Raw genomic sequence first — 19,986 nt, forward strand, 5'->3', positions numbered from 1 at the left:
AATACTACAGCTTTCAAACATTTTCAATACTTTTATTGCAAAAGGAGAATCGAAATGAATCGAAACAAAGAGAAGCGTCTTCAAATATCCGCAAGATATGCACTTCAATTCTATGGAGAATCACTTTACCTGTTCGATACCTATCACGGATTTGAAGAATATCAACTTAACAGTGTCGAAGCAGATATTCTTCTCCTGATAAATAAATTGCATAACTTACATAACGTATTTTCACAACTTAGTAAGGACTACAACCTTTCTGCTGATTCAACAGAAGTACACGAATTATTTGATGCTTTCATTTCGAGAATGGAAAGACGCGAGATTCTTGAAACAGGAAATCTGGAGCATCTGGTTGTCGGAGTCCCTAACACTTGTTATCCTATAATATTTGCAATTGAATTAACCGACAGATGTAATTTTGAATGTAGCCATTGCTATAAGGATGCAATGAAACGAAATTCCTGCTACATCCCCACTCAATTTGTAGAGACACTTTTTGAAGATATCTCCGGGAAAACATGGCATGTTGAATTCACCGGTGGAGAAGCAACGCTGCATCCAGATTTTGAACACATAATTGAGAAGGCAAATTTTCCTTCTATGGCGTTGTTGACAAATGGGTCTAGATTATCAGAAATTTCTCTAGATATTCTAAAGAAGTTTAATAACATCCAGATATCTTGCTACGGGGCGTCAGCCAACGAATATCAGGAATACACAAAATCTGGAGCATTTAACAGTTTTTGTGCCGGAATCAAACGATTAACAGCAGAAAATGTCGATACAACCATCGCATTGATCCTCCGAAAGACAAACTTCCAAAGACTTGAAGAATATGCAAGTATGTTTTCAGATTTGGGCGTGAAGGATATTCGATTTGGACTTACCCGAAAACTTGGACGAAACTCTGACGGGGTCACTGAATGGGATATGTCGTATGATGAATGTTTACTATTTGATGATGTACTTAGTGAAGTAAAACAAAAATTTCCATCCCTGCAATTTCTTCCGTTTAATTGGAAGCATGACTATGAATCGTCTTTTGTTACGAAGGAGCATTATCAAATCGGTTGCTCCGCTGGAAGAAAGTCAATTGTTATTTCGGAACATGAGATGGTTCGCCCCTGTACAATGATGCCAGCCGATTATTTTGGAAAGTATTCCTAGGATGAATATAAAAAAATAATTGATTCAGGAAATCAGTTCGATTTTTCAGGGTGCGTTGAGAATTGCTTGCAGGCTTATAAAAAGCAAGGAAAACGCCTTGATTCTATTTGTGAACATGCCTTTATCTAAAAACCTCACGCAAATTTTTATCGATTTCAATGGAATTCTCCATTGAATATATTCCATATTAAAAGGAGGTGGCAATATGAAAAATCAGGAAGCATTTCTGGCGGCACTGAAGAATCCCGGCCCAATTTTCACTCCGCAGTGCAATCACCAGACCGGATGCGGGACTACTACCACTGCTCCGAACCATAACAAGGATCACATCTAGTTGACACCCGTCCGGCATATGTGTTATAACATGCATATGCCGGACACTTTATGTACAAATTCCAAGAAAAGGATGCGAAAGAATGGATATATCTATTGGCGCTGCATTCCAAAAATCTCTGGTCATGGGCTGCGCCTATCGGTTGTTTCGTGCCGGAAGCTCGCTTTGCTGCGCCTGGCTGATCTCTCAGCTGTTTCAGCGCGCCGTGGCGGGGAACTTCGGGGCGGTGGCCAATCTGGCAGGGCTGCTCTGCGCCGCGGTGGCCATCGGGAGCTTCGGATGCCTCGGATTGACGAAGAAGAATGAACGCGTCTGCGCGGCAGAGCGCCAGGATTTTCGGGCGCTTCAGCAGCAGCGGATCCTGAACTTCCGCCTGCCGGCGGCTTCCCCCGGAGAAATGGAGACGCGGCTGAATGAGGATGGCGGCGTTATCGCGGACCACTACCAAAAAATACTGCCGGACGCCGTGGAGGGCGTCACCATGATCGTGGGAAGCGTTCTCCTGATGTGCCGGACCAATCCCTGGATATCCGTGATCCTGCTGGGGTGCAGCCTGCTGCAAATGGTCCCCACCATCGTATATCAGAAATGGGCAAAGCGGATCTATGAATCTATTGCGGACCACGAAGAAGAGGAATGGGATTGGCTGGCCCAGGGCGTGGAGGGACTGCGCACGCTAAAGCTCTACAGCCGGGAGCAATGGTACATTGGCCGCTACCGGGAAATCGGCCGGATGTGCGTCACAGCAGGTGGACAGGCGGAATTTACCGGCGGCATCGAGAACATCATTTTTGAGGGCATCCACGCTTTCCTCAGCTACGGAGCCTATTTTCTGCTTGGCGTTTTCCTGTTTCGCGGAGCGTTGACGGCGGGACAGGCTCCCGGCATGATCGTGCTGAGCGGCTATCTGTTTTCCAATGTAAACGCCTTATTCAACCTGAGCATTCAATCGGCGGTATTCCGGACGGCAAAGGAGCGCCTGACCTGCCGCGCGGCCCCGGCGGCAGGCGAAGCAAAGGGGGCGCTCCTGGAGGTTTGCGATGTCAGCAAAGCGTTCAAAAAGAAAACCGTGCTTTCGCGTCTCAGCTTTGCCATAGAGTCCGGTCAGCGTATCCGGGTGCAGGGGCCCAACGGATCCGGGAAATCCACCCTTCTGCGGCTCATTACAGGCGTTTTGTCCCCGGACAGCGGAGAGATCCGCAGACAGGCAGAGATCGCCTGGTCCATGCAGGAGGAGCCGGAACTGCTGCTGACGGGGGACGCGCTGCTGGCGGCGGTCCGGTCCACCGGATGCCTGGACGAAAATACGTTCCGGCGGCATTGCCGCGGCTTCCGCATTCCGGAGGCGCTGTTTGCCCAGCCCGTGGGCAGCTGGTCCATGGGCGAACGCAAAAAGCTGTTTCTGGCGCTGGCCCTGGCAAAAAAGGCGGAGCTTCTGATCCTGGACGAGCCAACCAACCACATAGATACGGACGCCCGCGGCTATCTGAAGGACCAGCTGGCGCAATATCCCGGGGCTATGCTGGTCTGCACCCATGATCCATATCTGGATATCCCCTGGGACCGCGTGGTGTATCTGAAGGGAGGCGAGCGGATATGACCGATTTTTCCGCAAAGCAGGCCCGCAGGGAATGCCGGAGCTATATCTGGCCCTGCGCTTTTTTGTATCTTCTCCAGGATCTGAGCGGGTTCGTGGTGCCGACGGTGGCCTCCGTGCTGATCGGCAGCATGGCGGACAGCCTGCTGGCACTGGATATGGCGGCCGTAAAGGGGCAGCTCCTGCCCTTTCTCGCCGCGCTGCTGATGCAGACCGTGGTGATGCAGCTGCTGGAAATGGCGGGAAATATCACCATCGTCAAAAGATGCTACGCCTATACTGCGCATCTGATCGCGCGCTTTCTGCGCCGGCCCCTGGCGCAGACGGAGCAGATCCGCCCGGGGGCCTTTGTAGAGCGGGTCACGACGGATATACCAGGTTTCTTTTACAACCAGATCTGGAAATATACCGCCCCGGTCTGCTTTTCTCTCTATGGCCTGCTGATGGTCGTTTTACTGCTGCGGGCGAAAATCGAGCCGGTATTTGTGCTTGCGGTGCTGGCCCTTTCGGCGGTACCGGTCATCCGCGCGAAGATCATCGCGCCCAAGCGCGCCAAGGTGGATACGCTTGTCCGGGAGTTTGAGGAGAAACGGAAGCGGGAGGAATACGCGCTGTTTCAGTCCCGTGAATTTGTCCATGGCTTCCATCTGGAGGGCTTCTTCCTGGAGGGGCTTCAGCAGCGGTTCCAGGCGTTTCTCGCGGGGGCGCACAGCGCCCGGCGCAGACTGAACGCCGAGGACGCGGTGCTGGAACAGCTCTGTCAGTATGGCGTCCCGCTGGGGGTATTGACGATCGGGGCGCTACTGCTTGCCCGGGGCCGGTTAAGCGCCGGAGAACTGGTGGCGGGATATCTGCTGCTGCCGACCATAACCCGTTTCTACAAAACGGCAGCGCGTCAGATTCTGGAGCGCCGGGCCGAGCCGGAAAAGCTGGAACGACTCCGGATTTTTTATGGGGATGAACAGGAACGGCTTTCGCCGGAGAACATCCCGGAAAGCGAGGACGCATCCGCGGCAGAGCTGCGCATGGAGGATATCCGCTTCGGCTATCCCGGCCAGACGAAGCCGGTTCTGGAGCATTACAGCCGTACATTCTCCGCGGACGCCCGGGAAATTCTCTCAGGGGCCAACGGAAGCGGAAAAACGACCATACTGTCGCTGCTGTGCGGGTTATATGAACCCCAGGCGGGCAAAATCACAGATGCAAACGGCAGGACGCTTCCCCCGGAGGTCCGTGGAGGGCTTATCACCATGCAGGAACAGAACGGAAAGCTTTTCTCCGGAACGGTTGCGGAGAACCTGTTCCTTTCCCCGGAGCAAATGGAGGAAGGGGCGGCAGTCTTGCGGGGAATGGGGTTTGAAAAGCCCCTGGATCAGGCGGTGCTGTCCAATGGAAGCAACCTGTCCCCCGGCGAACGGGAAAAAATCATTCTGACCCGCGCGCTGCTGCGGAATACGGCGTTTCTGGCCCTGGATGAACCCTTAAACCATCTGGATGCCAAGGGCCGGGAATTTCTGAAGCAGTATCTCGATCAACGCAAAGCTGGACTTATCCTTGTGAACCACCAAAAGGAAGAGAACCAAAGCTGAAAAAGGGGCTGTCTCACATGATTTCTCATCATGCTGCGACAGCCCTTTCCTATTCACACAAACGCGCTACGGCGTCGTCTCCATGGCCTCCCCTCTCTGGGCAGAGCGAAGCTCCGCGGGAACATAGTCGATTTTCAGCTTGTCCTCGTCCGGAAGCGTGTTGTACCATTCCAGCCATTCCAGTGTCTCCCTGGAAAGCGCGGCGGCACTGTAGGTCCGTCCCTCATATTGGACGGTCTTTCCGCAGCCGGTCAGAAGCAGTCCGCACAGGCAGCAGGCAAGGAATACCTTTGCTCTCAAAGAGTTCACGCCCCTTTTACTGAATATGGGTATGGTTGTTGATATGGTCGCTGCAATAGCAATAGTAGCCGCTGCACTTGGAGCAGTACCGGAATTCCAGCTCCGGGTTGGATACGTCTGTCCTGCCGCAGACGGTGCATTTGTGGGTGTAGGCAGGGGTTTCCGCCTTCTTGGGCTGCTCGGTCACATGGAAATGAATGATCTTCGGCTGCTGCTTGGGGGCCTTGTGGAAAAGCCGGCGCAGCTTGTTCTGCCAGGAAAGGGGCACCACATTCAGTACATCCTTGCCGAAGAACAGGAAGTAGTTACCCAGAGCCACCAGCGGGAACAGATTCGCCGCGGTGAATGGCGTATGGAACAGGCCCGCGAAAATGACCACCAGATCAAACAGCGCAAAGGCCCAGGCCTTGATGGGGATAATGAAGAACAGCAGGAACTGCGCCTGAGGGTACAGCGTGGCGTAGCCCAGGAACAGGCTCATGTTCAGATAGTACACATCCGCCTGGCAGTTGAAGAGCATGCCGTATACATCCATCAGCACCACGCCGGTGAAATAGAAAATGTTGAATTTCAGCGTGCCCCACTGCCGCTCCATGGCGGTTCCAAGAGAATAGTAGCACAGCAGGGAAATGAGCATAAAAAAGATGTTGCTGTTCAGAAGGGTCAGCGGGTAGGTGACGAGCCGCCAGATCTGCCCGTGCAGGATGGCTGTACGGTTGAAGCAAAGCAGATTGTAAAGCAGGTAATTCCCCGCCAGGGCACTGATCAGGTAGACAACGGCATTGCCCAGGGAGACATAGAGCATCAGATTCGGGATGCCCTTATTCCGGTTGGCAAAGCAGTACCGTTCAAAATTACGGCGCAGGTTTTTCAATGGGGTCAACTCCTTCAATGTTTGCGTTTATTCTACCAGCATTGCCCCGTTTTGTCTATGAAAGAAATGTTAATTTTGCCGATTTGTTTCCAAAGGGCTTGACATTTTCAGGGGGATTCTGTAGAATACAGAAAACTGCATATGTAGCCTTATCAAGAGTGGTGGAGGGAACGGCCCGATGAAACCCGGCAACCTGTTTATCAAGGTGCTAAATCCGGCGGCAACGAAAGATGAGGATTCGATTCATTTCAACGCGCATCGAATCTTCGGTGTGCGGTTTTTCTTTGTTCGGCCAGAAAACATTCTTTTCCGGCCTCATGTGTTCATATTCGTATAGCCAGACTAGAAAGGAACAAAAAATGGAAAAAAGACTCTTTACCTCTGAATGTGTTACCAATGGCCACCCCGACAAGGTTGCCGACTCGATTTCCGATGCCATTCTGGATGCCTGCCTGGCCCAGGACCCCGGCTCCCGTGTGGCCTGCGAGACCATGGTCACCACGGATTTTTGCCTGATCTGCGGTGAGATCACCACCAAGGCAAATGTGGACTACAAGGCTGTCGCCCGGGAGGCCATCCGGGCCATCGGCTATACCCACGAAGGGGACGGCTTTGACGCCGACACCGTAGAGATTCAGTGCCGCATCCACACCCAGTCCGCCGATATCGCGCTTGGCACCAATGACGAGGTTGGCGGCGCAGGCGACCAGGGCATGATGTTCGGCGGTGCCTGCACCCAGACCCCTGAGCTGATGCCCCTGCCCGCTGCCCTGAGCCGCGCCCTGTGCAACAAGCTCACCGAGTGCGTCCACGAGAACGATCTGCTGCGGCCCGATGGAAAGACCCAGGTCACCGTGGAATTCGATGAGGACGGCAAGGTCGTAGGCGTGGACACCGTCGTTGTCTCCATCATGCACAGCGCTGACTTCCGGATGGATGCCCTGCGGGCCTACATCCGGGAGAATGTCATCGCCCCCGTTCTCGCCCAGTACGGCTTTGACGTAAACACCGTGCCCCATATCTTCATCAATCCCACCGGCCATTTTGTCATCGGCGGTCCCAACGGTGATACCGGTCTGACCGGCCGGAAGATCATTGTGGACACCTACGGCGGCTACTTCTCCCACGGCGGCGGCGCTTTCTCCGGCAAAGATCCCACTAAGGTGGATCGCAGCGCCGCCTACATGGCCCGCTACATGGCCAAGAACCTGGTCGCTGCCGGTCTTGCTGAGCAGGTGCAGGTCCAGCTGGCCTACGCCATCGGTGTGGCAGAGCCTGTTTCCGTCCGGGTGGACAGCTACGGCACCGGAAAGGTCTCCGATGAGACTATGACCGAGCTGCTGCGCAAGACCTGCGATCTGACCCCTGCGGGCATCATCCGCAAGCTGGATCTGCGCAGACCCATCTACGCCTCCACCGCCGCCAAGGGCCACTTCGGCGTAGGCGACAAGAGCTGGGAACAGACCGATATCGCCCCCAAACTGCGGGAGCTGGCCGGGATCTGATAATTCACAAAATGCGCAGTCACAAATGACTCTGTGACTGCGCATTTTCTGTAATTGTCGTCCCACTGACTGCAAAGCAAAACTCAAGCACCGACTAGCAGGAAAAGGAGTGAAACATACCGCAACGTATTAGCACAAAGAATCACACCCGAACACACAGCGGCAGCACATTTCCATGGACCAACCAACAGTCTGCCATGAATGCACAGCACTACCGCCGCAATCAAAGGCGCCGCAAAAGGCTGATAGAATAGATAGCCGTGAAAATCCAGCCGCAGCAGCGCCAGCAGAGCGCGCGTTGTCCCGCATGTCGGGCAAGGAAAACCGGTCAGCCATAGAATGGGACATCCGACCCCCAGCGATGTAAATAGCCACAGAGTGCCTGCAATCAGCGCCAACAGCGCCAAGTGCTTTCTCAGCACCGAGAGTTGGCTCACAGGAGGCCCATAACCTTATTGAAGTTCAGCTCCTTGGTCTTACCGGAAATGGTAAACCAGTCAATAATCGTCAGGATACCGCAGCAGCCGCCAGTCAGCAGCTTCAGAATACCCATACCGGTGTCACCAATCATAAAACGGTCAATTCCCAAACTGCCCAGGAAAATGGAAACCAGCAGCAGCGTGGTGGGATCCTTCATCTCAATGGTAGAGAGCAGCGCGAACTTACTCTCGTCCAAAGAAGCCAGACGCTCCTTCAGATAAACCATCTTTTCAGCGGGGAAATACTTCTGGTTTGCCATGATGTACATATCAACTCTTGTCTGATCCATCTCTCTTTGCCTCCCAATAGTGAAGAAAATTGTGTCTATAGGTCTGTTGTTTCCTATAGGCCGTCATATAATACCACACTCTATCGACAAATTCAAGCTTTTTCCTTTTTTTGTCCCGCAAGAAGGCCAGGCGAAAACGCCTGGCCCTGATTTTTACTTGTTTGACTGTCCTGTCAGCAGCAACTGCAGCAGCATCAGGTCTTTCAGATTCACCTTGCCGTCGCCGTTCAGGTCGGCATTGCCGGTTTCGGCGGAGACGCTTTGACCGGAGAGGTAACGGCGCAGGCGGATCAGATCCGCGTTGGTGACCTCCCCATCTCCGTTCACGTCTCCCGCAAGTCCCAGGCTCACGGTGATGCCGCCGGAAATGCCGGTGATCTCTACTTCATCCGCCCGGGCATCTACAGCGGAAACTTCCGTCAGCGCCACCGGGATCTCCCCAATCCCCGCATTCTGGGAAACCCGGAAGGTCAGGGACAGGATTGCGCCCTCTGCCTTTGTTTCATCCGGCTGGAGCCACAGGGCCTTTTCTCCCTGGCCGATGCCCACCGTCCAGTCGTGCTGCGCAAAATCCTCGTTGGAGCTGCTGTAATCCTCCAGCGTCAGAAGATTCTTGTCATAGTCAAAGCCAAAGTAAAGGCCCGTAATCCCCGGATTTCCGGAGAGAGTGAGGGTAAGCGTCACCGTCTGCCCCGGTTGGGCCGTAACGGTGTCCACGGTCAGCTTTGCGGTTTCCTCGGATGCCGCGGAGACTTCCGCAGGTTCTGTCTCCTCCGGCTGGTCCGTTTCCTCATGGGCAGTCTCTTCCGTCGCCTCTGTGGTCTCCTCAGGCACGGATGTCTCTGTCGCTTCTGTCGATTCGGCCGACACATCCGTCTGGATGGGTACAGTCGCGGGAACTGTCTGCTCTGCCGCGGCTTTCTCCGCCGTCTCAGTGGGCTCGGTCTCCGCTTCCGGTTCCGTGGTTTCCGTCTCCTGCGCCGGTTCATCGGCGTTCTCCCCATCCAGAGCGGTAAAGCTCAAATCGTTGTCCTTTGCGAAGGTCTCCGCGGCTGTGCCGGAATAACCCAAAAACACCGGCTCCCCCTGGAGGGAATCCGCTTCGACCGTCTCTATGGTCTTGGGGAACGAAACCTGGGTCAGCTTTCTGCAAAGCGTGAACGCACCAGCATCCAAAGCCGTAATGCCCTCATTCAAAACCACCGTCTGGATATCGCCCCGGTACGCATCCCAGGCATAGCGGCCGTCCGTCTCTGTGGAAACGGCGCCGGTACCCGTCAGGGTCAGCTCGCCCTCTTCCAGTGTCCATTTGCCCTTCTCACCCCAGGTTCCTTTTGCGGAGGCCAGAGCATGGGCGCCGGTCTGCCGGTATGTACCGCCGTTGTCCTCAATATAGTCCTGGACAGCGGAATTCGCGTAGCAATTGATGATTGCCGTAATATCAAAAGCCCGGTCCCCTACCCACGCCACGCTATCCGGCACGTAGACCGGAGCCAGTTTTGCGCAGTCCGCGAAGGCCCGTTCTCCGATACCGATGAGGCCATTGGGGAGACTGACCCAGCGCAGGCCGGGGCAGTTTTCAAACGCACCTGCGCCAATATAGCGCAGGGTCTTGGGTAGTGCCAGATACTGCAGGGCGGAGAAATCCCGAAAGGCATCCGTCTGGATCTCCGTGATCCCCTCACCGACACGCAGGGTCGTAATACTGTCCTGCTCATCCGCCCATGGGAAGGGCTCCGAAAAGGACATGACGCCCTCGCCGGAAATACTCAGTACGTTTCCTTCCAAGGACCAGCTGACGCTCTGGGTACTCTCCGCACCGGCGGCCATGGGCACCGCCAGCAGGAAGCACAGCAAAAGGCACAGCACTTTTTTCATTTTGAAAACACCGCTTTCTTACTTAAGCGTTCTCCTCGGAAGCGGGAAGCTCCCGCTTCGGCTCCTGAGCCGCGTTCACATAGGCCATCAGCTCTTCACCGGTGATGGTCTCCTTAACCAGCAGATACTCGGAAATCTCATCCAGCAGGCTGCGGTTATCCTTCAGAATTCTGATAGCATCGGCAAACGCGCCGTCCAGCAGCTTCTGAACCTCCCTGTCCACCTGCGCCGCCGTATCCTGAGAGCAGTCCATATAGGCCTGGCCATCCAGATAGCTGTTCTGTACGGTGGCAGTTGTCATCAGCCCCAGCTCCTTGCTCATGCCGTACTGGCTGACCATGTTCCGCGCAAGAGAAGTAGCCCGCTGCAGATCGTTGGCAGCGCCGGTGGTCTGCGCGCTGAAGACCAGCTGCTCAGCGGCGCGGCCGCCAACCAGACTCTTCAGCTCCACTTCCAACTCTTCACGGGTGGAGAGGAATTTCTCTTCCTCCGGCAGGTACATGGTATAGCCCAGCGCGCCGGAGGTGTGGGGCACAATGGTGATCTTGGAAACAGGCTGGGCGTGCTTTTCCAATGCGGAAACCAGGGCATGGCCCACCTCATGGTAGGCGACCAGACGCTTTTCCGTCTCGGTCAGCACGGTGTTCTTCTTTTCGGAACCGGCAATGACCGTCTCAAAGGACACCAGCAAGTCCTCCTGATTCACGGCCTTCCGGCCCATACGCACCGCCCGAAGGGCAGCCTCATTAACCAGATTCGCCAGGTCCGCGCCAACGGCGCCGGCGGTGGCCTGAGCAATCTTCTTCAGATCCACATCCTCCGCAAGCTTGATCTTCCGGGTATGGACCTTCAAAGTATCCAGGCGGCCCTGGTAGTTGGGCCGGTCCACAATGATCCGGCGGTCAAACCGGCCGGGCCGCAGCAGGGCCTTATCCAGAATTTCGGGGCGGTTTGTGGCAGCCAGACACACAATGCCCTTGGAGGGCTCAAAGCCGTCGATCTCGCTGAGCAGCTGGTTCAATGTCTGCTCCTGCTCGGAGTTGTTGCCGTAGCGGTTGTCACGGGCACGGCCCACGGCGTCGATCTCATCAATAAAAATGATGCAGGGGGCGACCTTCGCCGCCTGCTGGAACAGGTCACGGACACGGCTTGCGCCCATGCCGACAAACATCTCCACAAAATCAGAGCCGGAAATGGAGAAGAAAGGCACATCCGCCTCCCCCGCCACAGCCTTGGCAAGCAGGGTCTTGCCGGTACCGGGAGAGCCGACCAGCAGGGCCCCCTTGGGCAGCCGTGCGCCGATCTCCGCGTATTTCTGGGGATTGTGGAGGAAGTCGATGATCTCCTTCAGAGATTCCTTTGCCTCGTCCTGACCGGCCACATCCTTAAAGGTAATGCCGGTCTGCTTTTCCATGTAAACCTTGGCCTTGCTCTTGCCGAAACCGCCCATCATGCCGTCGCCGCCCATGCGCTTGGTAATGGTGCGCATGAATACGAACAGCAGCGCAAAGGTGACACAGTAGTACAGGATGGTCAGGATCAAGGAGTTGTCTTCCTGGACCTGCCAATCGGATGTCACCCCCTGGGCGACCAGTTCGTTATACATGCTCAGCCAATCGCCGCTGGGCATGCCGGTATAACAGGCCTTCTGCTGGGTGGCAGGCTTGGCAGCCTCTTCCTTGGTCAGATAATAGATTCTGCTGCCCCGCCGCTGAACCTCCGCCAGCTGATGGTTCTCCAGGGCGGTGTAGAAGTCCGCGTAGGTCGTTTCCGTATACTGGCTGTCAGAAACCAGGTTGTAGATCCATCCGAACAGCAAAACCAGGGCCAGCGCAATAATCAGCGGGGTCCAGAAATTCTTTTTGGGGTTGTTCCCACCGGGCTTTTTCCCGTTGGGTCCGTCTTTTTCTTCATCATAACTCATGCGACACATGCCTCCTCAGGGCTTTCTTACAGGGTATCATATCACATTTTTACACCGGGCGCAACGAATGATTCCCCTTTTGCGGTAAATTTTCTGTGAATACCCTTGTTTTTTCCCATGGCAGTTAAAAATAAGAGTTGTGAATCCGTCCGGAATCTGCTATAATACAGAATATTGTTTTTTGATTTCTCGAAAGATTATGGAGATGATCCGATATGTACGATAAGGATAGAAAAGACCGCGGCTACCGCCGCCAGCCCCGCCCGGAGGCCCCCGTCCCCGCGGAAGAAACCGAGGGCCAGCTGGAAGGCCGCAACGCCATTGCCGAGGCTCTGAAAAGCGGCCGCACCATTGATAAACTCTTTATTGCCTCCGGCGATACGGATAAAAATCTGCAGCGGCTGGCTGCCCAGGCCAAGGATGCCGGGGCCGTCATCGTCCCCGTAGACCGCCGGAAGCTGGACGCCATGTCCTTCACCCGGTCCCATCAGGGCGTGATCGCGCTGGCAGCTGCCCACGACTACTACACCACCGATGACATTCTGGAGGAGGCCGCCAGCCGGGGCGAAGCGCCCCTGATCGTCATCTGCGACGAGCTGTCCGACCCCCATAACCTGGGTGCCATTCTCCGCTCCGCTGAGTGTGCCGGAGCACACGGCGTCATCATTCCCAAGCGCCGCAGCGTGGGCCTGACCGCCACGGTCGCGAAAGCTTCCGCGGGCGCCATGGAATATATGAAGGTAGCCAGGGTCACCAATATCAGCGCCGCCATGCAGGAGCTGAAGGAAAAAGGCGTCTGGATTTTCGGCACCGCCGCCGAGGGAGCCATCCCCATGTATCAGGCAGATCTGAAGGGGCCTTCCGCCGTTGTCATTGGCAACGAGGGCGTGGGCATGAGCCAGTTGGTTCGGAAGAACTGCGATGTCATCGTCTCTGTCCCCATGAAGGGACGCATCAGCTCGCTGAATGCCTCTGCCGCCGCGTCTATTCTATTGTATGAGGCAGTACGCCAGCGTCTCGGCTAAACACTCGGAGGATCACTATGGATAACCAGGATATCTTTGACCCGGAAGAATTGGATGAGACCCAGGAATTTGACCTGGACGCCATTCTGAACGAATTTCATACGGAGCCGGAATCTTCCGAGACTCCGGAAGACGATTCCGAAATGGCCGCAGGCCCGGAGGAACCCGCGGAAAGCGCGGGTGAAAGCGACGAGGCCTTTGCCCAGGAGCTTTCCCAGCTGCTGGGCGATCTGGATGAGCCCGCTGCCGAGGAGCAGCCGCTTTCTGAGACCAGAGTCTTCACCATTTCCGAAGAGGTCTCCGGGTCGTCCGCTTCCGAAGAGCCTGATCTCGGTGGGGAGACCATTCGCTTTGAATCCGCCCAGGAAGCCCCAAAATCGGAAGAACCTCCCGCTCAGGAACCCATCCCTATCCGGGAAAATCTGCGGGAATTAAAGCGAAAACTCATCGCCGGTCCCGAAAAGCGGTACTATGAGCTGTCCGATCAGGGTGTTTTCAAACTGCAGATTGCCATCGTGCTGAATCTGCTGATCGTTGCTTTCTGCGTCGGCTCCACAACCATGTTCTCCATGGATATGGTGCCGGAAAACCGGCTGCGGTTTGTCATCTTCACCCAGGTGCTGGCCATGCTTCTCTCTGCCCTTCTGGGCTGCCACCAGATTCTGGACGGTCTGGGAGAACTGTTCCATGGCCGTTTTACCATCAATACCTTTTTGACGATCACCCTGATTGCCTGCTGCATCGACGCCTGCAATTGCCTGCAGGAGCTTCGGGTTCCCTGCTGCTCCGGTTTCGCACTGCAAATGACCTTCGCCCTGTTCGCCCGGTATCACCGTCGGTCTACAGAGATTTCCCAGCTGGATACCCTCCGCAAGGCCACCCGCCTGCGCGGCATCGTCAAGGAAGCGGACTACCTTGACGGGAAGCCCGCATTTCTGCGGGGTGAGGGCGATGTGGACGATTTCACAAGCACCTATACAAAGGCAGGCACCCCTGAAAAAATCCAAAGCGTCTACTGCCTGCTGAGCCTGGCGGTCTGCATCGGTCTGGCCGTCCTGGCAGGAATGAAATTCAACATGAGTCTGGCCTTCCAGGTGTTCTCCATTTCCCTGTTCGCGGCGGTGCCCGCAAGCTTCTTTGTGGCACTGACCCGGCCCACCGCCATACTGGAGCGTCGGCTTCATATGGTGGGCTCCGTGTTCTGCGGCTGGCAGGGCGTCAGCGGATTGCAGGGGAAAGCCTGCTTCCCCCTGACAGATGAAGACCTGTTCCCCGTTGGCTCTACCAAACTCAACGGCGTCAAATTCTATGGCGACCGGGAGCCGGAGCAGATTCTCTCCTATGCCTCCTCCCTGATTAGCGAGGCCGGCGGCGGACTGGTGCCCCTGTTCCGGAATATGCTGAAAAACCGGGGCGGAAGCGAATATCCTGTGTCCGAATTCCGGGACTACGGTGTTGGCGGCGTCGGCGGCATCATTCGGGGCGAGGCGGTTCTGTTGGGAAGCCTGGACTTCCTGCAGAGCATGGACGTTGAAATCCCTCACGGTACTACTGTGGCCCAGGCCGTATATATGGCCGTCAACGGGGAGCTGTGCGCCGTGGTCGCCATTTCCTATGCCAAAATGCGCTCCACCAGCGCCGGTCTTACCTCCCTCAGCGGCTACCGGAAGCTCCAGAGCGTGATGCTCACCAAAGACTTCATGCTGACGGGTGAATTCCTGCACAGCAAATTCTCCATCAACACCCGCCGGATGATCTTCCCCGATCGGGAGACCCGGGAGATTCTCTCCAAGCGGCAGCCAAGCCCTGACGACAAGGTGCTGGCTCTGTCCACCAGAGACGAGCTGGTGAGCCTGGTCTACCCCGTCACCGGGGCCAACGCCCTGAAGCACGCCTGCAATTTGGGACTTGTCATCCACATTCTGGGCGGCGTTGTTGGAATGCTCATTATGTTCGCGCTGGCCTTCCAGGGCAGCGTGGAGATCCTGACCCCCACAAGGGTGCTTCTTTACCAGCTGGTCTGGATGGTCCCCGGCCTGCTGGTAACGGAGTGGGCGAGAACCGTATAAAATTTAACAGCCGCGGTTCACACGAACCGCGGCTGTTAACATTTATTCGTCCCGTAGGATTACAATTACCAATTGTCAATTAATCTTCGATCACTGTCCGCTTCGCCCTGGTCTCGCATTTATGGAACACAACTATAAAGGCGATCATCTGGACGATAAAGGTCAGCACCCAGGAAAGCGGGTAGGAGATGTACAGGCACTGCTGGGTGTGGTAGGCGGGGATGCGGAAAATGGTGTAAATCCACAGAATGCGGATACCGCAGATGCCAAGCACCGTAATGATCATGGACAGGAAGGATGCGCCCATGCCCCGTAGGATACCGGTCACCACATCCTGCATACCGAACAGGAAATAAGGCAGCACAGTGATAGCCATGCGGGCAACACCGATGGAAATAGCCTCTTCAGAATCGGTAATATACAGCGACAGCAGCGGACGGGCGAACAAATTCATCCCCACACCTGTAATGATACCGGCGATAACCGCATAGAGGATGCACAGGCCGGAGATCTTCTTCACCCGGTCAAATCGTCCCGCGGCGCTGTTCTGGCCCACATAGTTGACCGCCGTCTGGTGGAAGGAGTTCTCAATAACGTAGGCGAAGCCCTCCAGATTGGAAACTGCCGCATTGCCGGAAACGGCAATGGCGCCGAAGGAATTGACGGCGGACTGAATCACCACATTGGAAGCGGAAAACATGGAGCTTTGGATGCCCGCGGGGATTCCGATGCGGAGCATTTTCAGCAGCGGCGCCTTATAGATATGGAGCTTGCCCAGATGCAGGCGGCACATATCCGTCCGTCTGGTCATAACATAGAGGATGGCAATGGAGGACAGGCCCTGAGAAATGATCGTCGCCCAGGCCACGCCGTCCACATTCATGCCGCAGCCCTTGACAAATACGATGTTCAGGATCACATTCAGAATGCCCGCGGCAGTCAGAATGATCAGCGGCGTCTGGGTGTCGCCCGCCGCCCGGACCATGGAGGCGCAGAAGTTATAGACGAGGTTGAAGGTAATGCCCAGAAAATAGATTTGCATATACTTCTGGGCCAGAGGCAGCACATCCTCCGGAGTGGACATGGCCTCCAGGATCCCCGCGGAGAAGGTTACGCCGAAGATGGTCAGAAAAATGCCGCTGATTGCCGCCGTGGGGATGGCCGTATGGACGGTGCGGAACACCGTATCCGCTTCCCGGCTGCCGATGCCATGGGCAACCGCCACACCCGCGCCTACGGACAGGCCGATAAAGAGATTGATAATCAGATTCGTAATGGCGCCGGTAGCGCCCACTGCCGCCACGGAAATGCTGCCGCAGAACCTGCCCACTACAATCAGATCCGCCGCGTTGAACAGCAGCTGCAGCACACTGGTCAGCATAATAGGGATGGCATAGGTCACCAGCGGCCAGACCAGGGAGCCCCGGAGCATATCCCGTTCTTTACTCTTCATGTTTTCAACTTTCCTCCAAAATAACAATATACCGCGGTATTATACATCCGAAAATGGGAAATGTAAAGCCCCGGTCTTACGAAAAAAGAGCGCCCGCAGGCGCCCTTTATGTCAATATTTCCCGGTCCTGCCGGAATGGCTTCCGGAGGAATGGCTGGTGGTGAAGCTGCCGCCTCCGCCGCCCTGGGACGGACGGTTCTCTGTCTGTCTGGGCCGTCTGGAAACGGTGCGGCGCAGGAAGTGGTCTGACTGCCGGGTCAGGCGCATGGAACCGGGCACGGTGTAGTCATCCGCCTGGCTCTTGACCCCAGCGGAACGCATGGGTGCTGCCAGTACCACAGCGGTCACTCCCGCCAGAAAAATGCCCGGCAGGAAGAACAGGAGCGAGAAGCCCCGCTTCTGCTGTGCGTCATTCCGGCTCCCCTGCCCCGCCGCGACAGGCGTACCGTTGGCCGCTGCCTCCAGGTACTCCTGGCAGGCATTCAGATACTCGTTGAACGCGCCGTAATAGTCGTTTTCCCGGAGATAGGAGATGATCCGGTCCTCAATGGCATCCCGGCCTGCCTCGGAAAAAACGTAGTCCGCCCGATCAGAGTTGAAATGCAGACAGAAATCCCGCTCGTCCGTGCTGACCATCAAGGAAGCACCGGCCTTGTCACTGCCCCAGCCCAGATCATAGGTCTTGTAAATGTCCACATTGGCATCCCAGAAATCCGTTTCATGGGAGTAATTCCTATAGTTCGTGACGGCAATGATGTAAATGCTGAACTCGTATTCCCTGCTCAGTTCCTCTGCCCGGGTTTCCAGCGCCATTTGCTGATCGTCTGTCAGGAGGTTGGCAGTGTCCGTCACATAGGCCAGCTGAGCACTTGAATCGTCCTGGGTTGCAAAAGCCGTCACAGGCAGCAGGAAAAACAGCATGGCCGCCAGTGCCAGCCCAAAAATACGTTTGAATTGCATAGCCCGCCCTCCTTACAGAAACAGCCAGCCCAGCAGCGCCGTGCCGATGGCGAACGCGCCGCCCACAAAGGCCAAAAGCCGCCTGGTATCAATGGGCAGATCCCCGATGAGCCTGCCCGTCTGGCCGTTCATGGCGAAGAGATAGTTCTTACCCTTCCACTGGGTAGACAGCAGCCATACGGGAAGCAATGCGTATTTCACCGCCCCGGGATGGACCTGGATCCGTTTTCCGGTGGGAATGCAGCCCTCATAGCCAACGACCGTATTGCGGATGGCATTTTCCGTGCTGCGTTCACAGCGCAGCCTCGCCCGCTTCATGCTCTCTTCCCGGGAAACATCGTACTTATCCGCGAAAAAACCGGGCAGATAGGAAAGCTGGAAGGGCTTCAGCTCCTCGTAATGATAGGGCTCGATGGCATCCATATGGCTGTCCGGCATTTTGGAGGCGCCGTCCACCGGGATCTTTTCAAATTCCAGACTGCCCTGACGGTGGACCAGAAAGTGGTCCGTCTCCGTAATGATCTCCGTGCTGGTTGTGTGGCTATGGGTTCGCGTGGCATCGAAGCGCATATCCGCGTCCACCTTGGCATCGAACAGCCAGAAGGGAACATAGATACCCTTGACCTCCTGCAGATGGTTTTCATCCGCAAAGGCCTTCGGCAGAATAGGCTTATGGCTGTAGTGCCGCTTCAGCGCCGCCACAGCATCCTCCCTGGTTTTGGCAAACGGAATGATGTAATCCGGTTTTTTCGCTCCGGACAGCTGCCCCGGGATCACCGTAGGATTGCCGCAGTAAGGGCAGGAGGTCGCTGCTGTGGTCTCCTCGCAGAGCAGCTCCGCCCCGCACTGGGGACAGCTGTAGGCCCGCAGCTTTTCCGCGTCCGCTCCCCAGTCAGAGCCTGCCTGAGAAACATCCCAGCTCTCATTGGCATCCCCCTGAATCTGTTTTTCGGCTTCCTCAAAGGCCTTCTCGGCATCCGCTGCCTTGGTGGACTGCAGAGCCTCGATCTCCTCCAGCGTATAGGAACTGCCGCAATAGTCGCACTCCAGCTTTCCGGAGGTGCTCCCAAAGTGCAGCGGGCCGGTACAGGCCGGGCATTTGTAATTGATCACTTCGCTGGGCATAAGAATTCCCTTTCTTTCCGGATGCGGAGGCCGGAATACCCGGCCTCACGCGGATTAGATCACGATATCCCCGTCATTGAAGGGGTCGCCGCACTCGGGGCAGAACTTGGGCGGATTCTTGGGATCTTCCGGCTCCCAGCCGCACTTGTCGCACTTGTAGAGGGGCTCTCCCGCAGGCTTCTTTGCGCCGCACTGGGTACAGAACTTGCCTTTGTTCACCGCGCCGCACTTGCAGGTCCAGCCATCGGCGGGCTTTTTGGCGCCGCACTCCGGGCAGAAGTTGCCGGTAGCCTCCGTACCGCAGCCGGGGCACTTCCAGGTAGCCGCCGCGGGAACCGCCCGAGAGGCAGGAGTCTGGTAGGGCGTGCCCTGGTTCTGCTGGAACAGACCCTGCATACTGCCGGTGCCTGCGGAGCCTGCCATATTCATGCCCGCGAAGGCCATCATAGGTCCGGTTGCCGTATTCCTGGCAGCGGCTTCCATGGCGTTGGCAGTAGCGTCCACCATTCTGCCGGCAGCCGCGTTGCCGCCGCCCAGGAAGACGGACTGCTGCATATCCTTCAGCCGCTTCTCGTCCGCCTCGGTGGCGCTGACGGAGGACACGCCGAAGGAAACGATCTCCAGTCCCCGCTTGGCACGCCACTGCTCAGACAGAATCTCATTCAGGGCGTTGGCAATATCCATGGTATGCAGGGGCAGCTCCGTATAGCCGATGCCCATGGCGGACATCTTTCCAAAGGCGGGCTGCAAAGCGGTCATCAGCTCGGACTTCAGCATGCTGTCCAGCCGGTCCCGGGTAAAGCTGTCGGCAAAGTTGCCGCAGACGTTCTTATAGAACAGGATGGGGTCGCACACATGGTAGGAGTATTCGCCGAAGCACCGAATGGAGATGGTGGTGCGGAAGCCGATATCCTCATCCACAACCCGGAAGGGCACCGGAGTTGGGGTGCCGTATTTATTCCCGTACAGTTCCTTGGTGTTGATATAGTAGACCCTCTGGTCCTTGCCTGTGTCCCCGCCAAAGGCAAAGCGGCGGCCCATTGCGGCGAAGCTGTCCTTTACGGACTGGCCCAGCGCGCCGGAGAAGACACTGGGTTCCGTGGAGGCGTCATAGACAAATTCACCGGCCTCGGCGCAGACCTCCGCGATCTTGCCCTGATCCACGATCAACATACACTGGCCATCCGCCACAGCAACAACGGAGCCGGAGGAGATCACATTGTCACTGCCCTTATTGGAAGAACGGGATGAGACCCGCTTCTTGCCCTTGACGGCAAGGACCGTTTCCGGAAGTGCGTCGCAATAAAAGTATTCTTTCCACTGGTCAGCCAGAACACCGCCGGCCGCGCCCAATGCAGCTTTGATAAGACCCATAGCGATCTCTCCTTTATTATAATCAAAATAGCTTACAGGA

General features: G+C 56.1%; 17 protein-coding genes and 1 riboswitch. Of the genes, 7 read left to right on the forward strand and 10 right to left on the reverse strand.

Annotated elements, in window-relative coordinates; all coding sequences use genetic code 11:
- Positions 1-54 precede the first annotated feature (54 nt).
- The 4 genes from KQI10_RS07205 to KQI10_RS07215 all read left to right on the forward strand — a co-directional run bounded on the left by KQI10_RS07205 (position 55) and on the right by KQI10_RS07215 (position 4,690).
- Complete coding sequence (locus KQI10_RS07205; RefSeq protein WP_216566732.1) at positions 55-1,170, forward strand: radical SAM protein; 1,116 nt, start codon at positions 55-57, stop codon at positions 1,168-1,170.
- A gap of 205 nt (positions 1,171-1,375) precedes the next feature.
- A complete protein-coding gene (locus KQI10_RS11820) occupies positions 1,376-1,504 on the forward strand; it encodes a hypothetical protein (RefSeq protein WP_256445306.1) in 129 nt (42 codons plus the stop codon).
- Positions 1,505-1,586: 82 nt separating this feature from the next.
- Positions 1,587-3,104: an ATP-binding cassette domain-containing protein gene (locus tag KQI10_RS07210; RefSeq protein WP_216566733.1), complete on the forward strand. Its 1,518-nt coding sequence runs from the start codon at positions 1,587-1,589 to the stop codon at positions 3,102-3,104.
- Positions 3,101-4,690 (forward strand): ABC transporter ATP-binding protein, encoded by a 1,590-nt coding sequence (locus KQI10_RS07215; protein WP_216566734.1) that lies wholly within the window; start codon positions 3,101-3,103, stop codon positions 4,688-4,690. The genes KQI10_RS07210 and KQI10_RS07215 overlap by 4 nt, the downstream gene beginning before the upstream one ends.
- Positions 4,691-4,756: 66 nt before the next feature.
- Here KQI10_RS07215 and KQI10_RS07220 read toward each other — a convergent pair whose 3' ends face one another.
- Together KQI10_RS07220 and KQI10_RS07225 are read right to left on the reverse strand one after the other, a co-directional pair.
- The gene (locus KQI10_RS07220; RefSeq protein ID WP_216566735.1) at positions 4,757-4,990 is read right to left on the reverse strand and encodes a hypothetical protein; all 234 of its coding nucleotides are present in this window, start codon (positions 4,988-4,990) and stop codon (positions 4,757-4,759) included.
- A gap of 16 nt (positions 4,991-5,006) precedes the next feature.
- The gene (locus KQI10_RS07225; protein ID WP_253285195.1) at positions 5,007-5,864 is read right to left on the reverse strand and encodes a rhomboid family intramembrane serine protease; all 858 of its coding nucleotides are present in this window, start codon (positions 5,862-5,864) and stop codon (positions 5,007-5,009) included.
- A 146-nt stretch (positions 5,865-6,010) separates the two neighbouring features.
- Positions 6,011-6,101: riboswitch (SAM riboswitch) on the forward strand.
- Between the two features lie 122 nt (positions 6,102-6,223).
- On the opposite strand from KQI10_RS07225, the gene metK reads away from it, so the two are divergent.
- Positions 6,224-7,369, forward strand: a complete 1,146-nt coding sequence (metK, locus tag KQI10_RS07230) for a methionine adenosyltransferase (RefSeq protein WP_216566736.1) — start codon at positions 6,224-6,226, stop codon at positions 7,367-7,369.
- Between the two features lie 83 nt (positions 7,370-7,452).
- Here metK and KQI10_RS07235 read toward each other — a convergent pair whose 3' ends face one another.
- The 4 genes from KQI10_RS07235 to ftsH form a co-directional block, all read right to left on the reverse strand.
- Complete coding sequence (locus tag KQI10_RS07235; RefSeq protein WP_216566737.1) at positions 7,453-7,806, reverse strand: DUF2752 domain-containing protein; 354 nt, start codon at positions 7,804-7,806, stop codon at positions 7,453-7,455.
- Positions 7,803-8,138 (reverse strand): TM2 domain-containing protein, encoded by a 336-nt coding sequence (locus KQI10_RS11705; protein ID WP_253285196.1) that lies wholly within the window; start codon positions 8,136-8,138, stop codon positions 7,803-7,805. The genes KQI10_RS07235 and KQI10_RS11705 overlap by 4 nt, the downstream gene beginning before the upstream one ends.
- A gap of 153 nt (positions 8,139-8,291) precedes the next feature.
- Positions 8,292-10,016 (reverse strand): leucine-rich repeat protein, encoded by a 1,725-nt coding sequence (locus KQI10_RS07245; RefSeq protein ID WP_216566738.1) that lies wholly within the window; start codon positions 10,014-10,016, stop codon positions 8,292-8,294.
- A 22-nt stretch (positions 10,017-10,038) separates the two neighbouring features.
- Positions 10,039-11,940 (reverse strand): ATP-dependent zinc metalloprotease FtsH, encoded by a 1,902-nt coding sequence (ftsH, locus tag KQI10_RS07250; RefSeq protein ID WP_216566739.1) that lies wholly within the window; start codon positions 11,938-11,940, stop codon positions 10,039-10,041.
- 215 nt (positions 11,941-12,155) lie between these two features.
- On the opposite strand from ftsH, the gene rlmB reads away from it, so the two are divergent.
- Positions 12,156-12,965 (forward strand): 23S rRNA (guanosine(2251)-2'-O)-methyltransferase RlmB, encoded by an 810-nt coding sequence (gene rlmB / locus KQI10_RS07255; RefSeq protein ID WP_216566740.1) that lies wholly within the window; start codon positions 12,156-12,158, stop codon positions 12,963-12,965.
- A gap of 17 nt (positions 12,966-12,982) precedes the next feature.
- Positions 12,983-15,034, forward strand: coding sequence for a hypothetical protein (locus KQI10_RS07260; RefSeq protein WP_216566741.1), 2,052 nt, complete (start codon positions 12,983-12,985; stop codon positions 15,032-15,034).
- A gap of 79 nt (positions 15,035-15,113) precedes the next feature.
- On the opposite strand, the gene KQI10_RS07265 is transcribed toward KQI10_RS07260, so the two are convergent.
- From KQI10_RS07265 to KQI10_RS07280, 4 genes are all read right to left on the reverse strand, one after another.
- A complete protein-coding gene (locus KQI10_RS07265; protein ID WP_216566742.1) occupies positions 15,114-16,487 on the reverse strand; it encodes an MATE family efflux transporter in 1,374 nt (457 codons plus the stop codon).
- Between the two features lie 111 nt (positions 16,488-16,598).
- A complete protein-coding gene (locus KQI10_RS07270) occupies positions 16,599-17,447 on the reverse strand; it encodes a YgcG family protein (RefSeq protein WP_216566743.1) in 849 nt (282 codons plus the stop codon).
- Positions 17,448-17,459: 12 nt separating this feature from the next.
- Positions 17,460-18,572, reverse strand: coding sequence for a hypothetical protein (locus KQI10_RS07275; RefSeq protein ID WP_216566744.1), 1,113 nt, complete (start codon positions 18,570-18,572; stop codon positions 17,460-17,462).
- 54 nt (positions 18,573-18,626) lie between these two features.
- A complete protein-coding gene (locus tag KQI10_RS07280) occupies positions 18,627-19,946 on the reverse strand; it encodes an SPFH domain-containing protein (RefSeq protein WP_216566745.1) in 1,320 nt (439 codons plus the stop codon).
- Between the last annotated feature and the right edge of the window lie 40 nt (positions 19,947-19,986).

This window comes from Pseudoflavonifractor sp. MSJ-30, assembly GCF_018918045.1.
Classification (GTDB): Bacteria; Bacillota; Clostridia; order Oscillospirales; family Oscillospiraceae; genus Faecousia.

Excerpts from the sequence above, each read along its gene's own strand:
- KQI10_RS07205 (WP_216566732.1), top strand. The coding sequence starts at position 55 with ATGAATCGAAACAAAGAGAAGCGTCTTCAAATATCCGCAAGATATGCA.
- KQI10_RS11820 (WP_256445306.1), top strand. The coding sequence starts at position 1,376 with ATGAAAAATCAGGAAGCATTTCTGGCGGCACTGAAGAATCCCGGCCCA.
- KQI10_RS07210 (WP_216566733.1), top strand. The coding sequence starts at position 1,587 with ATGGATATATCTATTGGCGCTGCATTCCAAAAATCTCTGGTCATGGGC.
- KQI10_RS07215 (WP_216566734.1), top strand. The coding sequence starts at position 3,101 with ATGACCGATTTTTCCGCAAAGCAGGCCCGCAGGGAATGCCGGAGCTAT.
- metK (WP_216566736.1), top strand. The coding sequence starts at position 6,224 with ATGGAAAAAAGACTCTTTACCTCTGAATGTGTTACCAATGGCCACCCC.
- KQI10_RS11705 (WP_253285196.1), bottom strand. The coding sequence starts at position 8,138 with ATGGATCAGACAAGAGTTGATATGTACATCATGGCAAACCAGAAGTAT.
- KQI10_RS07245 (WP_216566738.1), bottom strand. The coding sequence starts at position 10,016 with ATGAAAAAAGTGCTGTGCCTTTTGCTGTGCTTCCTGCTGGCGGTGCCC.
- ftsH (WP_216566739.1), bottom strand. The coding sequence starts at position 11,940 with ATGAGTTATGATGAAGAAAAAGACGGACCCAACGGGAAAAAGCCCGGT.
- rlmB (WP_216566740.1), top strand. The coding sequence starts at position 12,156 with ATGTACGATAAGGATAGAAAAGACCGCGGCTACCGCCGCCAGCCCCGC.
- KQI10_RS07260 (WP_216566741.1), top strand. The coding sequence starts at position 12,983 with ATGGATAACCAGGATATCTTTGACCCGGAAGAATTGGATGAGACCCAG.
- KQI10_RS07265 (WP_216566742.1), bottom strand. The coding sequence starts at position 16,487 with ATGAAGAGTAAAGAACGGGATATGCTCCGGGGCTCCCTGGTCTGGCCG.
- KQI10_RS07270 (WP_216566743.1), bottom strand. The coding sequence starts at position 17,447 with ATGCAATTCAAACGTATTTTTGGGCTGGCACTGGCGGCCATGCTGTTT.
- KQI10_RS07275 (WP_216566744.1), bottom strand. The coding sequence starts at position 18,572 with ATGCCCAGCGAAGTGATCAATTACAAATGCCCGGCCTGTACCGGCCCG.
- KQI10_RS07280 (WP_216566745.1), bottom strand. The coding sequence starts at position 19,946 with ATGGGTCTTATCAAAGCTGCATTGGGCGCGGCCGGCGGTGTTCTGGCT.